Raw genomic sequence first — 16301 nt, 5'->3', positions numbered from 1 at the left:
TATGATTATTGGGGGTATTTACTGATAACCTATTACTTTGATTGTTCCGCAGAAGAACTTTGCTCTTTTGATTGTTCCGCAGAAGAACTTTGCTCTTTTGATTGTTCCGCAGAAGAACTTTGCTCTTTAGATTCCTCTGCAGTCTCTTCAGATGATGGCTCCGGAGAAGGAGTTTTTGATTTTGTCTTTTCTAACATTTCTGGAATCTTAGATTCCGGTGTAAAATGGACACTATCTTCTTCTTCCACTGTGACTGTATAAGATGGAATGTCTACTTTTCTATCACCAATCATAATATGGCCATGAATTACTGCTTGCCTTGCTTGATATGGTGATTTGAATCCAAATTTCTTTGTAACTAAAGTCTGTAATCTTCGTGATAGTAAATCGTTTGCGTTTAGATTTAGTACATCATCTAGTGTTGCATCACTACTTACTAATCCTATTCTTGCAAGTGATTTCATTAAAATTGGTTCTTTTTCTTCTCTTACTTCCTGTCTTAACGCAAGTAATGATCTTGCTTGATGTCTAACACGTGATAATTCTGTATGTGCTTTCCATAACTCTCTTTTAGTTCTTAATCCAAATGTACCAAGAGTTTTCAACTCCTCCATTTTTAATTCATAATTAAAAGGTCTTTTTGGTTTTCTCCAAACTTTACGTGGATATTTTGGATCTCCCATCTAATACACCTATTTTTTTTCCTCTGGTTTAGCTTTTGCAGCTGCTGCTGGTTTAGCTTCTGCTGCTGGTTTAGCTTCTGCCGTTGCAGCTGCTGCTGGTTTAGCTTCTGCTGCTGGTGCACCTGCACCACCTTTCTTTGCTGGTGCTGCCAATCCTCCTTTTGCAACTCCAACTGCACCACTTTTTCTACCCGATGTCCTTGTTCTTTGTCCTCTAACTTTAAGACCTGATAGATGTCTATAACCTCTCCAACTTGCAGTAATTCTTTCTCTTTCTATATCATTTCTTAATGTAAATGGAATGTCTGATGTCAATAAATGTAAATCTGCCCCTGTCTCAATATCTTTTCTTCTATTGAGGAACCATACCGGAAAATTTCCGCCAACTGGATCTGTTATTAATTTTTCAATCGCTTGAACATCAGACTCGGTAAGGTCGCCGATGTTAGCATTGCTATTAATTTTAAGAGTATCTAAAATTGCAGTTGCAAAACTATTGCCTATTCCTTTGATCTGGGTTAATCCCACGATCATCTTTCTTTCTCCAGGAATGTCGTTTCCCACAATCCTAACAATATGTCTATATTCTTGCGTACTCAAGTATTCCAAAATTCTAAGAAACCCCGATAAAAACCATACTAGGTACCAAATTTGGATATTTTTAAAATGACAAAATTTTATGACCTCTATCTTACAGCCTAATTCATGCAAATTTTAATTGGAAATTATCTAAAATCTTCATCTTCAGTCCAATCATTACCTTGAACATTCCATATATTGCATTTACAGCATTTTTTAACTCCTCTCTGAGCATCAATGTCTATGCAAAAACAGTGTTCACCTTTACCTGATGAATCTTGACTACAAAGTTTCTGCATGATGTAATTTATGCTATTTTCTTAATTATCTTATTGGAATAATATGTTCAAAAAGTTATAACTTCCAATTCCACATCTCATATACATGGATGAAACATTTGATCGCGAAAAAATTATAGAATGTATGTTTGATCCAGTTACATCCTCTATTTTAGCAGATTTGGAGGATGGTGAAAAGGAATGCTCCTATTTGGCACAACATTCCTCTGTATCTGAATCTGAGGTTCTTGAAAGACTTTCTTATCTAATTGTTCATGGGTTTGTTTCAAAAAACTCTGATAACGGAAAATGTTTACTTACTGCTAATTCTGATAAACTTGAAAGTATTGTTGAACATGGTGAAAATTTTGATGCAACAATTAATGGTCTTGAAAAAATGGATACCTATCTAAACTGATTTTTTTCTATTCTTGATGCCATATATTCCAATTACAACTAACCCTATCATGCCAATCATAATCAAAGATGTAGATATAATAGACATGATATATTTTTTGTAGGGATCCGGAAGTGGTCCGATTGCACCTGCTACATAAATTCCGTCATCACTTGAACTCTCAATTAGTAATTTGTAAACTCCAGTATCCCGAATATCAAATTCTTCCTCAATAGTATCACTATCTATCTGTTGAGATATGATTTCAATATCTGATGGATCTAACACTTTAAAAGAAAATGTGTTTTTTTTAAAATCCATTATTTGAATTGCAAAAATTCCTATAGGTGTTTTTTCAATATCAAAATCAGTTGAAATAATTAATTTTTCTGTTGTGCTTACTCTTCCATTTTCTTGCTTTATTCCCTCTAGTGTAATTTGATTTTCAAAAATTGATACTATTAATCCTGATACTATGAATAATCCTAAAACAACAATGACTAATCCTAGTTTTTGCACAGATTAAATTTTGCTTTCTTTAGTTTAAACCTAATTTTTTCCAAAATTTCATGTTATTTTGCACAACAGTTAGATCAGACTACAATTCTCTTATGATACACTATTGTCTAGTAGTTTTATTATGTCTAGATTTGCTATTGACATGTTGATTATGTGTGCTACAAGTAGTAGTAGTATTCTAATTTAATTAAATTGGCTCTGGATGTATTGTAATTACAGCATCTTGAATTTCTGTTCTAATTACATGCTCTATCTCTGATGTCAAATCATGTACTTTCTCGATTGATAATTCTTTATCAAATGAGCAATCAATATCTATTTTCAAAATATTCTCAAAATTTAGTGAAACTATTCGTCCAATCTTTTTGATTTGTTCATATTTCTCTAAAATTCCTCTGATTTTTCTTTCAGTCTCTCTATCTCTGATGTTGAAATTTTCTGGTACATCTAGGAATGGTTCTAAATGAATAGTTACATGCTCAATATTAGGAACATTTTTTTGAATTTTTTCTTCTACTATCTCAGAAATTTTATGCGCAGAATATAGGTTAATTTCTCTATTTACCATGACATGTAAGTTGGCAAATATTTTACCTTTAGAATTATGTGTTATGACATTGTGTACTCCTTTTACCCCATCCACACTTTTTACAATATCTAAAATTTTTGCATCTAATGGAACATTCTCCCAATTTGGTTCAAAATGAATCGTAATTGCTGCATTTGGAATTTCATTTATGATATTTTTTTCAACATCATTGCTAATTTTATGAGCATTTTCAAAACTTGCATCCCCTCTAAGTGAAATGGTAATGTCTGCAAATATCGTATCTCCTGATCTTCGCATAAGTATGGCTTGTACATCTATTACTCCTTCTGTATTTTTAATAATCTCCTTTACATTTCTTACAATTTCTGGAGAAATAATATCTGTAAGATCTTGTGCAGTTTTGTAAATTAATTTAATACTTAGAGCTACTAAGAGAACTCCTAGGATTAATGCCGCAATAAAATCTCCATTATAAAATCCATATGTTACAAAAATGATTCCTCCAATTGCAACAAGAGTAGATCCCAAATCCATGAATGCATGGTAAAAATCTGCTTTGAGAGTACTTCCTCCAATTTTTTTAATCGACCTTCGCAATAAAATTATTCTAAAAATATCAATTCCAATAGTGTACACACCTGCAATAATTGCAAAAATTCCTGGAAGAATGTTTGGCGGTGGACTTTGTAATCTATGGATTGATTCATAAATGAAAAATATTGCAATTATAAAAATTGCAATTCCTCCGATCAAGCCACCTAATGACTCAACTTTCCCATGTCCGTATGTATGCTCTTCATCTGGTGGCTTGATTGCCAATCTTGCGGCTAAAAGAAGTATGATTGTTACAACACTATCCAGTAACGCATGAATGCTGTCTGTGATAAGACCTAAACTATTTGATAATAATCCAAAGACAAATTCTACCACAAATGCAGAAAATATGGCTATAAGTGATATTCCTAAAACTCGTGATCTTTGAACAAACATTTCTTCTAACTGTTGGTTTGATCATGTATTACAACTGTTCTAAAAAGAAATCATACGACAAGATTATCTGTTACGAATGAGATTATTCGATATGTTAAAGAGTATTCATGCATTTTTGATGCTATTTTTCATAATTTCTTTAATTCCAATTATTCAGGCAGAGGCTGCTGGTAATGCTAACTTGTTTGTTTCTGCAGAAAATTCCAAGTTTAACAATCATTTTTCAGGCTCTATGGTAATTGAAGTAGTTATCCGTGATAACAATATACGAGATACGGATCAAGGTAAGGGCGAACCTGACGTTACGATAAATGGCAAAATACTACGAATGGTTCAGGCAACTGATGGGAACTGGTATGCATATTTTGCAAATATAGACAAAGCAAAGATTGCAGATTCTACATTACCTAATAGCATAACAAAACAAGGATTAGACTTTGGCTCCATCTGTAGCGCAGCAGAAGCTAGTGCTGTCATAGGTGTTGATCTTAATGATGCTGATGGTGTAGCATATCCCTATGATAGTTGTAATGGCGTGTTTAATGATAACATCAATGTTGTTAGAAAAGCAAAAACCCCCAACCCTACAATACCTAATACTGCAGGATTATCTGGTCAAATAGGCATTGTTAATGATACATGGCCATTTATTCAATTATTTTCATTTAATGATGTAACTATTCAATACAATCCATCTGGTACGCCACAACGAGTTGATTTAAAATATGATGAAATTCCAAATATTTCTTTTAGTATTGATAGGGCACTTTATCCAAACAATGCTGAAGTCTTTCTAACTGTAAATGATTTTCAATTAAATCAGGATCCAACCGATGAAGATTCTTGGACATTTAACATCGAATCTCCGAGAGCTACTTTTTACCAGGCATTTGATAGTTCTGGAAATAAAGCTGCAAGCGGAAATGCAGGATTGGTAAATTTACTTCCGCATCTTTCAAGATTAGGGTTTGATAATAACGGTGAACTTTCTTTGAAACTTGGAAACGTTTTGAAACTAAAAACTAACAGTGAGCAACGTTATTCTTCAGTTGACGTTGATGGGGTTTCAAACACATATTCTAAAATTGTCACATTAGTTGAAAAAGGACCAAATTCTGGAATCTTTGAAAGCTTTGACTCTAGTGATCAATCAGTAATAGGTACACTTGTAAATGCACCTCGTGGACAAACAGGACAAATTGAATATAATCAAAAATCTCTATCTGTTTTAAGTGGATCTTCTTCAGCGTCTGTTTCTATCAATAAACCAACTTTGACAATTGGTTCTAATTCTCAAACTCTATCTCCTGGTACTAAGTATCCTGTAATTTTGATAGATCCTGATCAAAATCTAAACACTGGTGCACGTGATCACTTAGATGTATTTAGAAGCACAGCCATAATTCCAACAATAACTATTGGAAATCCAGTTACTTTGGAGCGTGCTCAAAACGTCTTATTTTATCCAACTTCTAATGTTTTCAATATTTTTGAATCTGTAAATTCTTCAGTGCCTGACTCTAATTCTGATCGATTGATTATTGACACATCTGGAATACCAAATAACACCACATTTGAAATGATTTCAATAAACTTGGGAGTCTCCGCATCTGCATTATCATCTGTTTTGCTTGATGTTTCTGACCCTAACACATATGGTACAAATTGGATAAATTATGATTTGAGATCCTTTCAAAATGATTTAGAGATATCTAACTTTAGTAATACCACTTTCACTCTTTATTTTGGATCTCTTACAGGTCCAACAATAACTATAGCTGATGCAGGAGATGTCTCATCATCACGTGGGTTTATCCAAATCGATAAATCTGATGTAGCAAATATTTCTGATCAAAGTGGGACTGTATTTCTTGTAATTGATTTTAATTCTTCAGATGCGCTGTCTGTTTCTAATGAAATCAATAAACAACCTATTGTTTTTGATTTCTTTTCTTTTGGATTGCAAAATGATAAAAGCATAAACCATTCTATTTATCGTTTTGAGCTAGAGGAGACTTTGGATAATTCTTCTACTTTTGATGGTACTTTTGAATACGCAGTTACAAATCAACTGAACATACTAGATCCTAATTTTATCAAAACAATAAAGACCATTGGAGATGAGATAAAAATTATTGTCACTAACAGATTAATTGACGAAAAAGGAATTGCACTCTCTTATTCTGATTTAGATAAAGTAGGTGTTTTCACTATAACTTCCTCAAAATCTGACATTCTCACAAATTCTGGTGTTGTATCTACGACTTCTTCATCATATCGTTTTGGTCAGCCAGTAACATTTACCCTAAACGATCCTGATCTAAATCTAAAAAGTGATATAATTGACATTTACTATACTGTCGATAATCCAAATTCCCCTAGCGTAGATACAGTTGGCAAAGATGGAAATATTTTATTGGAAATTTTAATCAAGGATATTAGATATAAGCGTTGTACAATTAATGGAATTGAATATGGAGGTTTGGCTGATACTGGTTTCACACTGGTAGAAACTGGTCCTAGCACCGGAATCTTTACAGGTGTATTTAAAATGCCATCTCAAATGTGTGATAAATCCGGCACTAAATTAATCTCCACTGCAGGTGGTAGCCTTGATGCAAAATATTATGACTCTCGTGATAAATCCGGCAATCCAAATATCTTTACGATGTCTAAAAACAAACTAACTTCATCTTTTTCAACTCAACCCAACTTAAGTACAACTAATACTTCTAAACCAGATTTAAGTACAAATAATATCTCTAAACCCTCACCTGGTAATACAGAGAGCATAATTCTCTCTGGTAGTATCCAAAATTACAAAAGAGGAATGCCTTTAGTCATTACATTAGCAGATCCCAATGGTAAAACTCAGAATTTTGGAGCTTCTTTAACAAATAGTGGTGCATACAAAACAGTCTTTACAATAAATGAAAACTCACTTCCAGGAATATACACAATAAAGCTTTCACATGCAGGAACTGATGTTGGAATCACTTCTTTTACTGTAACATCTCCTGACATGCCTAGTTGGATAAAAAATAATGCCAAGTCATGGTCTTTATCATCGATATCTGATTCACAATTTATCAATGACTTGGAATATTTAGTTGAACAAGGAATTATTTCATTATCTACCTCAAATGTAAATAATATTGGAGATAAGATGATGATTCCTGATTGGGTAAAAAATAATGCCAAATGGTGGGGTGATGATAAAATATCTGATGAAGATTTTATTCAATCAATTCAATATCTGATCAAAAAAGGCATAATTAGAGTATAATCTGGTCAATTTTTATTTCATTGAAAATATAAATACTCACAAACCTGATTCAAATTGAAAATGAGATTAATGGGGTTACTTGCATTCATATTATTATCTACAACAATTTTATCTTATGGCATGAGCGGTGTTGCATTTGCAGACAGTCATAATATTCCACCGCTTTCAGTAACTACTGATACAAAAATATATGCAAATGGTAGCACTGTAGTTGTTACTGGAAAAATCCGAGATTATGATTCATCAACTGATTCTGGAAAAGCAATTACTTTCATTTTAAAATCCCCTGAGAATAATCTTGTAACAATTGGACAATTTACCCCAAAGTCTGATGGTACTTTTGAGCGCACATTCATTGCAGGTGGACCACTATGGAAAATAAATGGTGATTATACACTTGAATTACATTTTGGCTCAAATGAGGCTGAAACTACAATAAATTATGTTGGTGGAGAAGCAGTTATCTCTAAACCAAAACCACCAGTAGTAACTGAACCACCAGTACCCGTAACATGTCCTTCTAACCAAGAATTGATAAATGGTAAATGTATTGATAAAGAACCACCAGCACCAGTAACATGTACTCCTGATCAAGACTTGATAAATGGTAAATGTATTGATAAAGAACCACCAGTTATTCAAGAACCAATATGTGGCGCTGGTACTGAATTAGTAAATGGTGTTTGCCAAGTGATTCAAACTGAAAAACCTGATACAGGTGGATGTTTAATTGCAACAGCAGCATATGGAACTGAGTTAGCACCACAAGTACAATTCCTCAGAGAGGTTAGAGATAACACTGTACTTAGCACTGCTTCTGGTGCAGCATTCATGAGTGGATTTAATTCAATATACTACTCATTTGCCCCATCAATAGCTGATATGGAAAGAGAAAACCCATTGTTCCAAGAGGCAGTTAGAGCATTTATCACTCCAATGATTTCAACATTATCTATAATGGCTTTAGCTGATGAAGGTTCAGAAGTTGAAGTGTTAGGATTGGGAATCTCTGTAATTGCTCTTAATTTGGGAATGTACATTGCAGCACCTGCATTAATTGGAATCAAAGTTCATAATCATATCAAGTCCAGAAAATAATCCAAATTTCTTAATAGGTTATTATATTGAAACCAATTAACCTATTTTATGCATACAGAATATGAAGAATTTGATACAGTTGACGATCTTCTAATGTATATGACATCAGCTGCTCCTCCGATGAAAAATACTATGCCAATAAACTCTTACAAAGGCTATGTGTTGTCTTTCATTCCACTTAGTCCATCAACGGGAGAAACATATCTTATGCTTTATGCAAAGGGTTCACTTGACCCTGGAATCTATGAATTTGATGTAAAATCAAAATCATACAAAAAAGTCGAAACTATTGAGAGAGCTGATAAAGTTTATTTTATTTCTCTAACACCAAAACGAAATACAATAGCAGACAAAGCTATTGAAACCCTGCAAAAATAGAATCTCTTACCTCACACACTATTTGTAGGCGTGATTTTATGTTATGTCTAATTAAATTAAGATTATTGCTAAATAATGATTATTTTTTTTATATTATTATTGTTATGATAATAATCTATAATTTCTTTGTTTGAATTTTTGGTGCAGATACTGATCTACTTCTTGCATATTTATCAATAATCTCATCAGGTGTTCTTCCATTGAAGAGATCCTTACATAGTCCTCGTAGGTATCTCATAATTGCCCAAGTACCTGCTTTAAGAATTCCATACATGAATACTTTCATTGGTGGTCCATATGTTTTGTTTCTGAGAATAATTGGAATGATGTCATTGATCACGCGTAAATTGTTCTCCCAACATTTCCAAAATAATGTAAATTGTGCCTCATTTAGGTTTCCAAAGTGCATTGAGTTTTTCTCGCTAAAGTCTTGATAAAGTAATGGTGCAACTAGACCTCTGAAATCCATCTCTCTGAAATCGCTCATCATATCAATAGTATATTGAATATCATCTGGCGTTTCATCTGGCCAACCAATAATGATTGTTGCAGCAGGGAACCAGTGATTCTCATTTAGAATCTTTGCACCTTCTCTTACGACACTTCCCCATTCTTCAGGTGCAAATGGTTTTGTTTTTACACCTAGGTGTTTTTTTACCATTGCCGGCGCAACTGTTTCAATTCCTAAATTAGTTGCTAGCCATCTTCCTGTCTTATCTTGCTCATTGATATGTGAAATTTGTTGCATCAACGTAGGATCAGCAGCTACTGCTGAAAATGTCATGTGCGTTGTTCCAATAAAATTAGCTCCTAGACCTTTGAGTCCTTTCCATAAATCTACTATTGCATCTCTGTTTGGAACAAAGTCTCTATTGTCACATCCATAAAGTAACATTTCATCTGAATGTAACCAAATTGAATCAAATCCGTAATCTAAATTAATTTTTGCTTCATGTTGTAATCTCTCTAGTGGAAGATCCTTCTTTGATCTTTTGTTTACATCACAAAAATCGCAACCTCTACCACAGCCTCTCATTGCTTCAATTAGTGAATTAATTGTTGGACCTTCAATTATTGGTATGTTCTCAAGATTTCTCACAAAACAATGCATCATTTCTGGAGCATCATTTTTTTCTAGATCTTGGAACAAATCAACAGCTAACTCGTCGGCCTCACCAACAACAACTGTATCAATTCCATGTATTTTCATCCTATCAGATTTAGCTAGCTCCCATGCGCCATTGCCTCCAACTACTACTTTGAAATCATATTTCTTTTTGAGTTGAATTATGCTTGCACACATTTTCTTGAATTTCATTGCAACATATGACAATTTTTCAGGAGACATTGTTGTTGTAACTGGCGCCATTCCTAATGGGTCCATTACATTAATTCCGACAACTTTAGTATCTGGACCAATTGATTTCTGTAACATTTCAGGATGTGCAAGAAATACATCCTCTCTTTTGTATCCTCCTTGAATTAATGAACTCTCAATTCTTCTTAATCCTACTTGAGCAACCTTAACTTCACCTGTAACTGGATCTGTTTCTACAGAAGGACAAAATACTTTATCAAAAACCCATTCTGGAAGGACCTCATATGGTCCACACGCAATAAATCCATAAAGAAAATTCCCTCTATAATTTGTCATCAAACTACGATCCGCAGTAAGTACAATACGTTTCCCAGCCAATTATCAGACTTTGTTAAAGTATCTTATATATCATTTACGAGAATAAATGCTCTTATTTTTTTAAATTATGAATCGGATGTTTTTTAGATGCTCTATTTGCAATGTTTGCAGCTATTCCTCCAGCTGCAATTCCATTATCGATATTTACAACTGATAATCCTAACGAACAACTTTGAAGCATTGAAGCAAGTGCTGCTATGCCTTTTCCGCCATATCCATATCCTACAGATGTTGGAATTCCTATTATTGGAATATCTACCATAGTGGATACAAGAGTAGCTAAAGCCCCTTCCATTCCTGCAGCAACTATTATGCAATCTACATCTTCTTTTATCATTTTTTTCAAAACTGGAAAAATTCTTTGTATGCCTGCAACTCCTACATCATAACTTGTAATACATTTACAATTCATTGCTTGGCACATTAATCTTGATTCTTCTGCAACTCCAATATCGGATGTACCTGCAGTTAAAATTCCAACTTTTCCCCCGTGAAATTTAATTGGGTTTTTGAATAGCAATAACGACGATGAATTTTTCCCAATCTCTATTTTGACTTTTAATTTCTTTGCAAACTCTATGATCTTTGGATAGTCGTTTTTCTTAAGTCTTGACACGATTACTACATTTGTTTTCTCTAGAGTTTTTTCAATAATTTTTTTAGTCTCCTCTAATTGTTTTGTTTCAGCAAAAATTACTTCTGGAATACCTCTTCTTTTTCTTCGGTTAATATCGATTTTTGCAAACTCTTCGACTTCTTCAATTGTGTATAGTGAAAGGAGCTTTTTTGCATTACTAACTGAGGTCTTACCTGCCTTTAATGACTCTAAAATTTCTTGAAGTTCCAATAATGTTTTTTCTCTGTTATGATAAAAAAATGCTTAGATCTCAATACCCGAGATTGCGTCTTTGACATTCTTAACGGCTCGATCAAATGCTTGTCTTTCTTCATTATTTAGGTCTAGCTCAATGATCTTTTCTACTCCTTTCTTTCCAATAATTGCCGGAACTCCGATTGTTACATCTGAATGACCATATTCGCCGTCAAGATATGTTGCAACTGGAATTACTTGTTTTCTATCTCTTACCACTGATTCAATCATTGCAGAGATTGCATTTCCTGGTGCGTGAACTGTTGCACCTTTCAATTCTATGACTTTTGCTGCAACTTGTTTTGTGTTTTGAACCAACTCATCTAATTTCTCTTTTGGAAGAAATGATGATAATGGGATTCCTGATACGGATGAAAACCTTGGCAATGGCAACATGTTTTCGCCATGTTCTCCAATTACTAGTGCTCTAATGGAATCACGAGAATGGCCTGTTGCCTCATGAATAAATTGTCTAAATCTTGATAAATCAAGCATTCCACCCATTCCAAAAATTCTACTTCTGTCAAATCCTGACACTTTGTATGTGATGTATGCCATTGGATCTAGTGGATTTGTAACTGGAATGATCATAGAATTGTCTGCATATTTTTTGATATTTTCAACTACACTTTTTACAATTGTTGCATTAATTTTTAAGAGATCCATTCTTGTCATCCCTGGTTTTCTTCCAGAGCCTGCAACTACTACTACAACGTTTGAACCTTTCATATCTTCAAAATTATTAGAACCCTTTACCTCTACATCAATTCCTTGTTCTGATAGCATATGGTTGATATCCATTGCCTCTCCTTGTGGAAGTCCTTTAGCAACATCTAGCAACAGTATTTGATCATCTAACCTCTTTAACGCTGAGAATAATGCTGCATCTCCACCTACTTTTCCAGAACCAATAATTGTGATCATGAAAAGTCTCGTTGATTTTGATTTATTAAATCTAATGAAATTAGCCAACAATTAGGCGAATTTATAAACATTTTTGATAATTTTGAATCATGGTGCTCGTAATAGATCCGCAGATCGCTGGTATCTCTGGAGATATGCTACTTTGTAGCCTAGTAGATTTAGGTGCTAACAAAAATAGAATACTTGATGGAATTAAACAGGCCGAAAAATTTCTTGCTGGTTCTTCTATAATGAAAATTAATTTTCAAAAAATTCAGAAACATGGAATTGACTCTATTCAACTAATTTTAGAAATTAACGAAGATGTTCATGAAAGAAAAGGTTTGGAAATCAAAAAAGCAATTAATGATTCTACACAAGCCATTGGACTTTCTGAAAAAGCAAAATTGTTTGCAGAATCTTGTATTGATACACTTATTTCTTCAGAATCAAAAATTCATGGGATTCCTGAAGACTCGGTTCATTTTCATGAATCTTCTAGCATTGATACTCTTGTAGATATTGTTGGTATTGCAATTGCATTAGATGATTTGGCATTATTTGATCACAAAATAGTTTGTCTTCCAGTATCTGTGGGTGGTGGCTCTGTAACATTTTCGCATGGTACAATGTCTAATCCGGCAAGTGCTATTCTTGAAATTTTTAAAAACTCAAATTTAATTATAAAAGGAAACAATGCAAATGAAGAATTAACCACACCTACAGGTGCTTGTATTTTGGTAAACTTAGCCATAACACCTGTTGATTATTATCCTCAAATGAAGATTAACTCAATTGGTTATGGCGCAGGCCAGAAAAATTTTGAAACTTTTTCAAATGTGCTTAAAATTGTTTTAGGCTCTGAAAATAATTTTGAAATCGATACTGTAAAAATTCTTGAAACAAATGTAGATGATGTTTCAGGAGAAATTCTAGGAAATTTAATTGAAACAATGATGGAAAAAGGAGCAAGAGATGTTTCAATTTATACTGGAATCTCTAAAAAAGGAAGACCTACTAACCTTATTTCTGTAATCTGCACTGAGGAAAATGTTGATAAAATTATTGATATCTTAGTGATGGAAACTGGCACTTTGGGAATAAGGGTTTTAGATTCTAACCGCTTTATTATTCCTAGAAAAATCTATGATGTTTCTATAATTTTAGATGGACAATCTTTTCAGGTGCGTTATAAACAATTTTCATATAAACAAAAAACTAATTTTAAAATAGAATTTGATGATTTAAAAAGAATATCTAGTATTTTGGATAAATCTATCAAAGAAACAGAATTATTATTAAGAAAAGAGATTGAAAAATTGGAGAATTCTAATGACTCATCTTAATGATCTTGTAAATTGGTTTGAGGGTAAAAACAAAGTAATGATCGCTTTATCTGGCGGTGTTGATAGCGCTCTTGTTGCATATGCTGCATTTAAAAAATTAGGCTCTTCTGCTATTGCAGTTACTGCTGACTATAAAACACTCTCAAAAGAAGAACTTGAAACTGCTAAACAGATATGCTCTGAGATTGGAATTCAACAAATTTTGTTGGATTATGATGAACTAAAAAATGAAGACTTTGCAAAAAATGATTTAAAACGATGTTTTCATTGTAGACTGGAATTAGGTGATCATTTGATAAAGTTGGCAAAAGAAAATAATGTTGAGATTATAGTTGATGGAACAAATATTGATGATTTGGGAGATTATAGGCCTGGAATTGAAGCTCTTAAACAAAATGGGATTAGAAGTCCACTAGTGGAGACTAACTTTTCAAAATCACAAATTAGAGAAGCAGCAAAATTTGTAGGTTTATCTGTTTTTAACAAGCCATCAAATTCATGTTTAGCTTCGCGAATTCCTTGGGGTCAAAGGGTTACTGCTGAAAAGTTAACTCGAATTGAATTAGCAGAAGGCATTGTTAAACAACTCACAAATCTAGATCATGTTAGAGTACGTGATCTAAATGGCTTAGCAAAAATTGAAGTTGATAAGGAAATGATCTATTTGTTTGATGATAATATAATCTTGGAACATATTACTGAAAAATTAAAGATGATTGGTTTTACTGATGTTAAAGTAGATCAAGAAGGATATAGACCTGGAAAAATAAATGTGATTGCAGATTGATCTACTTAGATAATGCTGCATCCACTCAAATTCATGAAGATGTTCTAAATTCAATGCTTCCATATCTTAAGGAGCAATATGGAAACCCATCTTCGATTCATCGATATGGTAGATTAGCTCGCAAAGCTGTTGAAAAAGCAAGAAAACAAATTGCATCATTAATCAACGCCGATCCTTCTGAGATTTTGCTTACTTCTGGTGGTACTGAATCTAACAATGCTGCTCTGGCAGGACTATCTATGAAAAACACATCATGTCAAATTATTACATCGTCAATTGAACATGACGCAATACTAGAACCTTGTAAAAAATTATCTCAAAATGGAATAGATGTAGTTTATCTGCCAGTTGATAAATTTGGTATGGTTTCTATATCTGATTTGAAAAATCAACTATCTGATAAAACATGTTTAGTCTCTATCATGTTTGGAAATAACGAGGTTGGTACAATCCAGCCAATTCAAGAAATTGCTAAATTTTGTAATGAAAGAAAGATTCCATTTCACACTGATGCTGTACAAGCAATTGGTAAAATCCCAATTGATGTTAAAGAATATGGTATTGATTTATTGTCAATGTCTTCTCATAAACTTAATGGACCAAAAGGGATTGGTGCATTATACATAAAAAATGGCATCAATATTGTTCCTGCTATTTTAGGTGGAGGGCAAGAACGTGGTTTACGTTCAGGTACTGAAAATGTTGCAAATATTGTTGGATTTGGTAAGGCATGCGAAATTGCAAAAAATAATTTAGATGCTAACACGTCTTATGTGAAAGAACTTCGAGACCTTCTTGTTAGGAGAATATTAGATGAAATTCCAGTAACAACTTTGAATGGCAATCCTCAATTAAGACTTCCAAACAATGCTCACTTTACATTTCTTGGCATAAACGGTGAAGATCTTATTATCAAACTTGATGAACATGGAATTGCGGCATCAACGGGATCTGCATGTTCTGTTAATACACAAAGAGCCTCACATGTATTACAAGCCATGGGATTTTCACATGAACAGATAACAGGTTCTCTGAGATTAACTGTTGGGATTTTTAATAATAAGAATGAAATTGATGAAACAGTAAATATTCTCAAAAAAATCGTTGAAGAACTTAGATCATTTTCACCATTCAAAGAAAAATATTCTTTTGTTTCTAAAACTTAGTAATTTGGAGTCTATTTTTAGTGGCTAGAATTGTTATCATAATCCCGACAATTAAAATCATCATTACTATGGAACTAAATTCTGGAATCGCATAGGTTCCAATAATCTCGATGTCTGAATCGTCTTCTTCGAAGTTAATTGTGATTGTTCTAAATTCTAAAGTCGTTATAGGTTGTTCTTCATAAGACACTTCCATTCCATCAATTAGAATGATAAATTTTTCATCTTTACCATCTTGTTTTACAGCATCTATGAATTCTCTGGGTAATTCCAGTGTGATTACCCCATCATCTATTGTATCTATTTGTACTATTAATGCAAAAATATTTGCATCTACTATCATGTTCTTGACTGTTCCTCCTTTGATTGTGTATTTTACATCAAATGTACCATGACTTCCAGCATCTACTTCGAAATTGGTTGTTGCCCCAATTGCACTTGAACTTGGAGAATAATCAAATTCAGTTTCTGCAGAATTTCCATCTCCGTATAAAACTCTGACTATATATGTTCCTTCTTTTTTCCACAATGGACCTTCTGCAATTATTGTATGAGAATAGCTTCCATCTTGTGCTACTGTTATCTGTGCTATGTCTATTAAATTACCCTGAGAAAACAATTGTAATGTTACAGGTGTAACACCTACGATTGTAGATATTTTTCCAGAGATTAAAATTATATCTCCTTCATCATAATTGTTGTCATCAGTTTGAACTGAAATTAGTGACTCTTGTGCAAACGCAGTTCCAATTGAAATCAACATTATCGTTATGA

At 33.2% G+C, this 16301-nt stretch carries 16 protein-coding genes; 7 read left to right on the top strand and 9 right to left on the bottom strand.

Features of this window, described 5'->3' with window-relative positions; translation table 11 throughout:
* Window positions 1–32 precede the first annotated feature (32 nt).
* The 3 genes from OEM44_05935 to OEM44_05925 all read right to left on the bottom strand — a co-directional run bounded on the left by OEM44_05935 (window position 33) and on the right by OEM44_05925 (window position 1561).
* Window positions 33–683: a 30S ribosomal protein S4 gene (locus OEM44_05935; GenBank protein ID MDH3516340.1), complete on the bottom strand. Its 651-nt coding sequence runs from the start codon at window positions 681–683 to the stop codon at window positions 33–35.
* Between the two features lie 9 nt (window positions 684–692).
* Complete coding sequence (locus OEM44_05930) at window positions 693–1283, bottom strand: 30S ribosomal protein S13 (GenBank protein ID MDH3516339.1); 591 nt, start codon at window positions 1281–1283, stop codon at window positions 693–695.
* A 125-nt stretch (window positions 1284–1408) separates the two neighbouring features.
* The gene (locus OEM44_05925) at window positions 1409–1561 is read right to left on the bottom strand and encodes a hypothetical protein (GenBank protein MDH3516338.1); all 153 of its coding nucleotides are present in this window, start codon (window positions 1559–1561) and stop codon (window positions 1409–1411) included.
* 85 nt (window positions 1562–1646) lie between these two features.
* On the opposite strand from OEM44_05925, the gene OEM44_05920 reads away from it, so the two are divergent.
* Window positions 1647–1958: a hypothetical protein gene (locus OEM44_05920; protein ID MDH3516337.1), complete on the top strand. Its 312-nt coding sequence runs from the start codon at window positions 1647–1649 to the stop codon at window positions 1956–1958.
* Here OEM44_05920 and OEM44_05915 read toward each other — a convergent pair.
* Together OEM44_05915 and OEM44_05910 are read right to left on the bottom strand one after the other, a co-directional pair.
* Window positions 1950–2456, bottom strand: coding sequence for a hypothetical protein (locus tag OEM44_05915; protein ID MDH3516336.1), 507 nt, complete (start codon window positions 2454–2456; stop codon window positions 1950–1952). The two genes, OEM44_05920 and OEM44_05915, sit on opposite strands and share 9 nt — an antisense overlap.
* Before the next feature lie 187 nt (window positions 2457–2643).
* Complete coding sequence (locus tag OEM44_05910) at window positions 2644–3996, bottom strand: cation-efflux pump (GenBank protein MDH3516335.1); 1353 nt, start codon at window positions 3994–3996, stop codon at window positions 2644–2646.
* A 91-nt stretch (window positions 3997–4087) separates the two neighbouring features.
* On the opposite strand from OEM44_05910, the gene OEM44_05905 reads away from it, so the two are divergent.
* From OEM44_05905 to OEM44_05895, 3 genes are read left to right on the top strand one after another with little or no spacing between them, the layout of a single operon-like run.
* Window positions 4088–7282: a peptidase gene (locus OEM44_05905; protein ID MDH3516334.1), complete on the top strand. Its 3195-nt coding sequence runs from the start codon at window positions 4088–4090 to the stop codon at window positions 7280–7282.
* A gap of 54 nt (window positions 7283–7336) precedes the next feature.
* The gene (locus OEM44_05900) at window positions 7337–8380 is read left to right on the top strand and encodes an EB domain-containing protein (protein MDH3516333.1); all 1044 of its coding nucleotides are present in this window, start codon (window positions 7337–7339) and stop codon (window positions 8378–8380) included.
* A gap of 48 nt (window positions 8381–8428) precedes the next feature.
* Window positions 8429–8758 carry a hypothetical protein gene (locus OEM44_05895; protein ID MDH3516332.1) on the top strand — a complete coding sequence of 110 codons (330 nt, stop codon included), beginning with the start codon at window positions 8429–8431 and terminating at the stop codon, window positions 8756–8758.
* Window positions 8759–8873: 115 nt separating this feature from the next.
* On the opposite strand, the gene OEM44_05890 is transcribed toward OEM44_05895, so the two are convergent.
* From OEM44_05890 to OEM44_05880, 3 genes are read right to left on the bottom strand one after another with little or no spacing between them, the layout of a single operon-like run.
* Window positions 8874–10454, bottom strand: a complete 1581-nt coding sequence (locus tag OEM44_05890) for a B12-binding domain-containing radical SAM protein (GenBank protein ID MDH3516331.1) — start codon at window positions 10452–10454, stop codon at window positions 8874–8876.
* 52 nt (window positions 10455–10506) lie between these two features.
* Window positions 10507–11301, bottom strand: a complete 795-nt coding sequence (gene larB / locus OEM44_05885; protein MDH3516330.1) for a nickel pincer cofactor biosynthesis protein LarB — start codon at window positions 11299–11301, stop codon at window positions 10507–10509.
* A 33-nt stretch (window positions 11302–11334) separates the two neighbouring features.
* Window positions 11335–12249 (bottom strand): malate dehydrogenase, encoded by a 915-nt coding sequence (locus OEM44_05880; GenBank protein MDH3516329.1) that lies wholly within the window; start codon window positions 12247–12249, stop codon window positions 11335–11337.
* Window positions 12250–12338: 89 nt separating this feature from the next.
* Between OEM44_05880 and larC the strand changes: the two genes are divergently transcribed.
* Genes larC through OEM44_05865 form a run of 3 tightly spaced genes read left to right on the top strand, consistent with a single transcriptional unit; the run spans window position 12339 to window position 15527 of the window.
* Window positions 12339–13574, top strand: coding sequence for a nickel pincer cofactor biosynthesis protein LarC (larC, locus tag OEM44_05875; protein ID MDH3516328.1), 1236 nt, complete (start codon window positions 12339–12341; stop codon window positions 13572–13574).
* A complete protein-coding gene (gene larE / locus OEM44_05870; protein ID MDH3516327.1) occupies window positions 13561–14361 on the top strand; it encodes an ATP-dependent sacrificial sulfur transferase LarE in 801 nt (266 codons plus the stop codon). The genes larC and larE overlap by 14 nt, the downstream gene beginning before the upstream one ends.
* A complete protein-coding gene (locus tag OEM44_05865; GenBank protein ID MDH3516326.1) occupies window positions 14358–15527 on the top strand; it encodes a cysteine desulfurase in 1170 nt (389 codons plus the stop codon). Before larE ends, OEM44_05865 begins: the two co-directional genes overlap by 4 nt.
* Here the strand turns inward: OEM44_05865 and OEM44_05860 are convergent.
* The gene (locus tag OEM44_05860; protein MDH3516325.1) at window positions 15517–16290 is read right to left on the bottom strand and encodes a PEFG-CTERM sorting domain-containing protein; all 774 of its coding nucleotides are present in this window, start codon (window positions 16288–16290) and stop codon (window positions 15517–15519) included. The two genes, OEM44_05865 and OEM44_05860, sit on opposite strands and share 11 nt — an antisense overlap.
* Window positions 16291–16301 lie beyond the last annotated feature (11 nt).

Origin of the sequence: Nitrosopumilus sp. (assembly GCA_029862745.1) — an archaeon.
In the GTDB taxonomy this organism is placed as follows: Archaea; Thermoproteota; Nitrososphaeria; order Nitrososphaerales; family Nitrosopumilaceae; genus Nitrosopumilus.
The sequence above is the reverse complement of the archived record's forward strand: the minus strand, read 5'-3'. Positions and strand labels throughout refer to the sequence as shown.

Coding starts and splice junctions, on each gene's coding strand:
- OEM44_05935 (MDH3516340.1), bottom strand. CDS start 683: ATGGGAGATCCAAAATATCCACGTAAAGTTTGGAGAAAACCAAAAAGA.
- OEM44_05925 (MDH3516338.1), bottom strand. CDS start 1,561: ATGCAGAAACTTTGTAGTCAAGATTCATCAGGTAAAGGTGAACACTGT.
- OEM44_05920 (MDH3516337.1), top strand. CDS start 1,647: ATGGATGAAACATTTGATCGCGAAAAAATTATAGAATGTATGTTTGAT.
- OEM44_05910 (MDH3516335.1), bottom strand. CDS start 3,996: ATGTTTGTTCAAAGATCACGAGTTTTAGGAATATCACTTATAGCCATA.
- OEM44_05905 (MDH3516334.1), top strand. CDS start 4,088: ATGTTAAAGAGTATTCATGCATTTTTGATGCTATTTTTCATAATTTCT.
- OEM44_05895 (MDH3516332.1), top strand. CDS start 8,429: ATGCATACAGAATATGAAGAATTTGATACAGTTGACGATCTTCTAATG.
- OEM44_05880 (MDH3516329.1), bottom strand. CDS start 12,249: ATGATCACAATTATTGGTTCTGGAAAAGTAGGTGGAGATGCAGCATTA.
- larC (MDH3516328.1), top strand. CDS start 12,339: ATGGTGCTCGTAATAGATCCGCAGATCGCTGGTATCTCTGGAGATATG.
- larE (MDH3516327.1), top strand. CDS start 13,561: ATGACTCATCTTAATGATCTTGTAAATTGGTTTGAGGGTAAAAACAAA.
- OEM44_05860 (MDH3516325.1), bottom strand. CDS start 16,290: ATGTTGATTTCAATTGGAACTGCGTTTGCACAAGAGTCACTAATTTCA.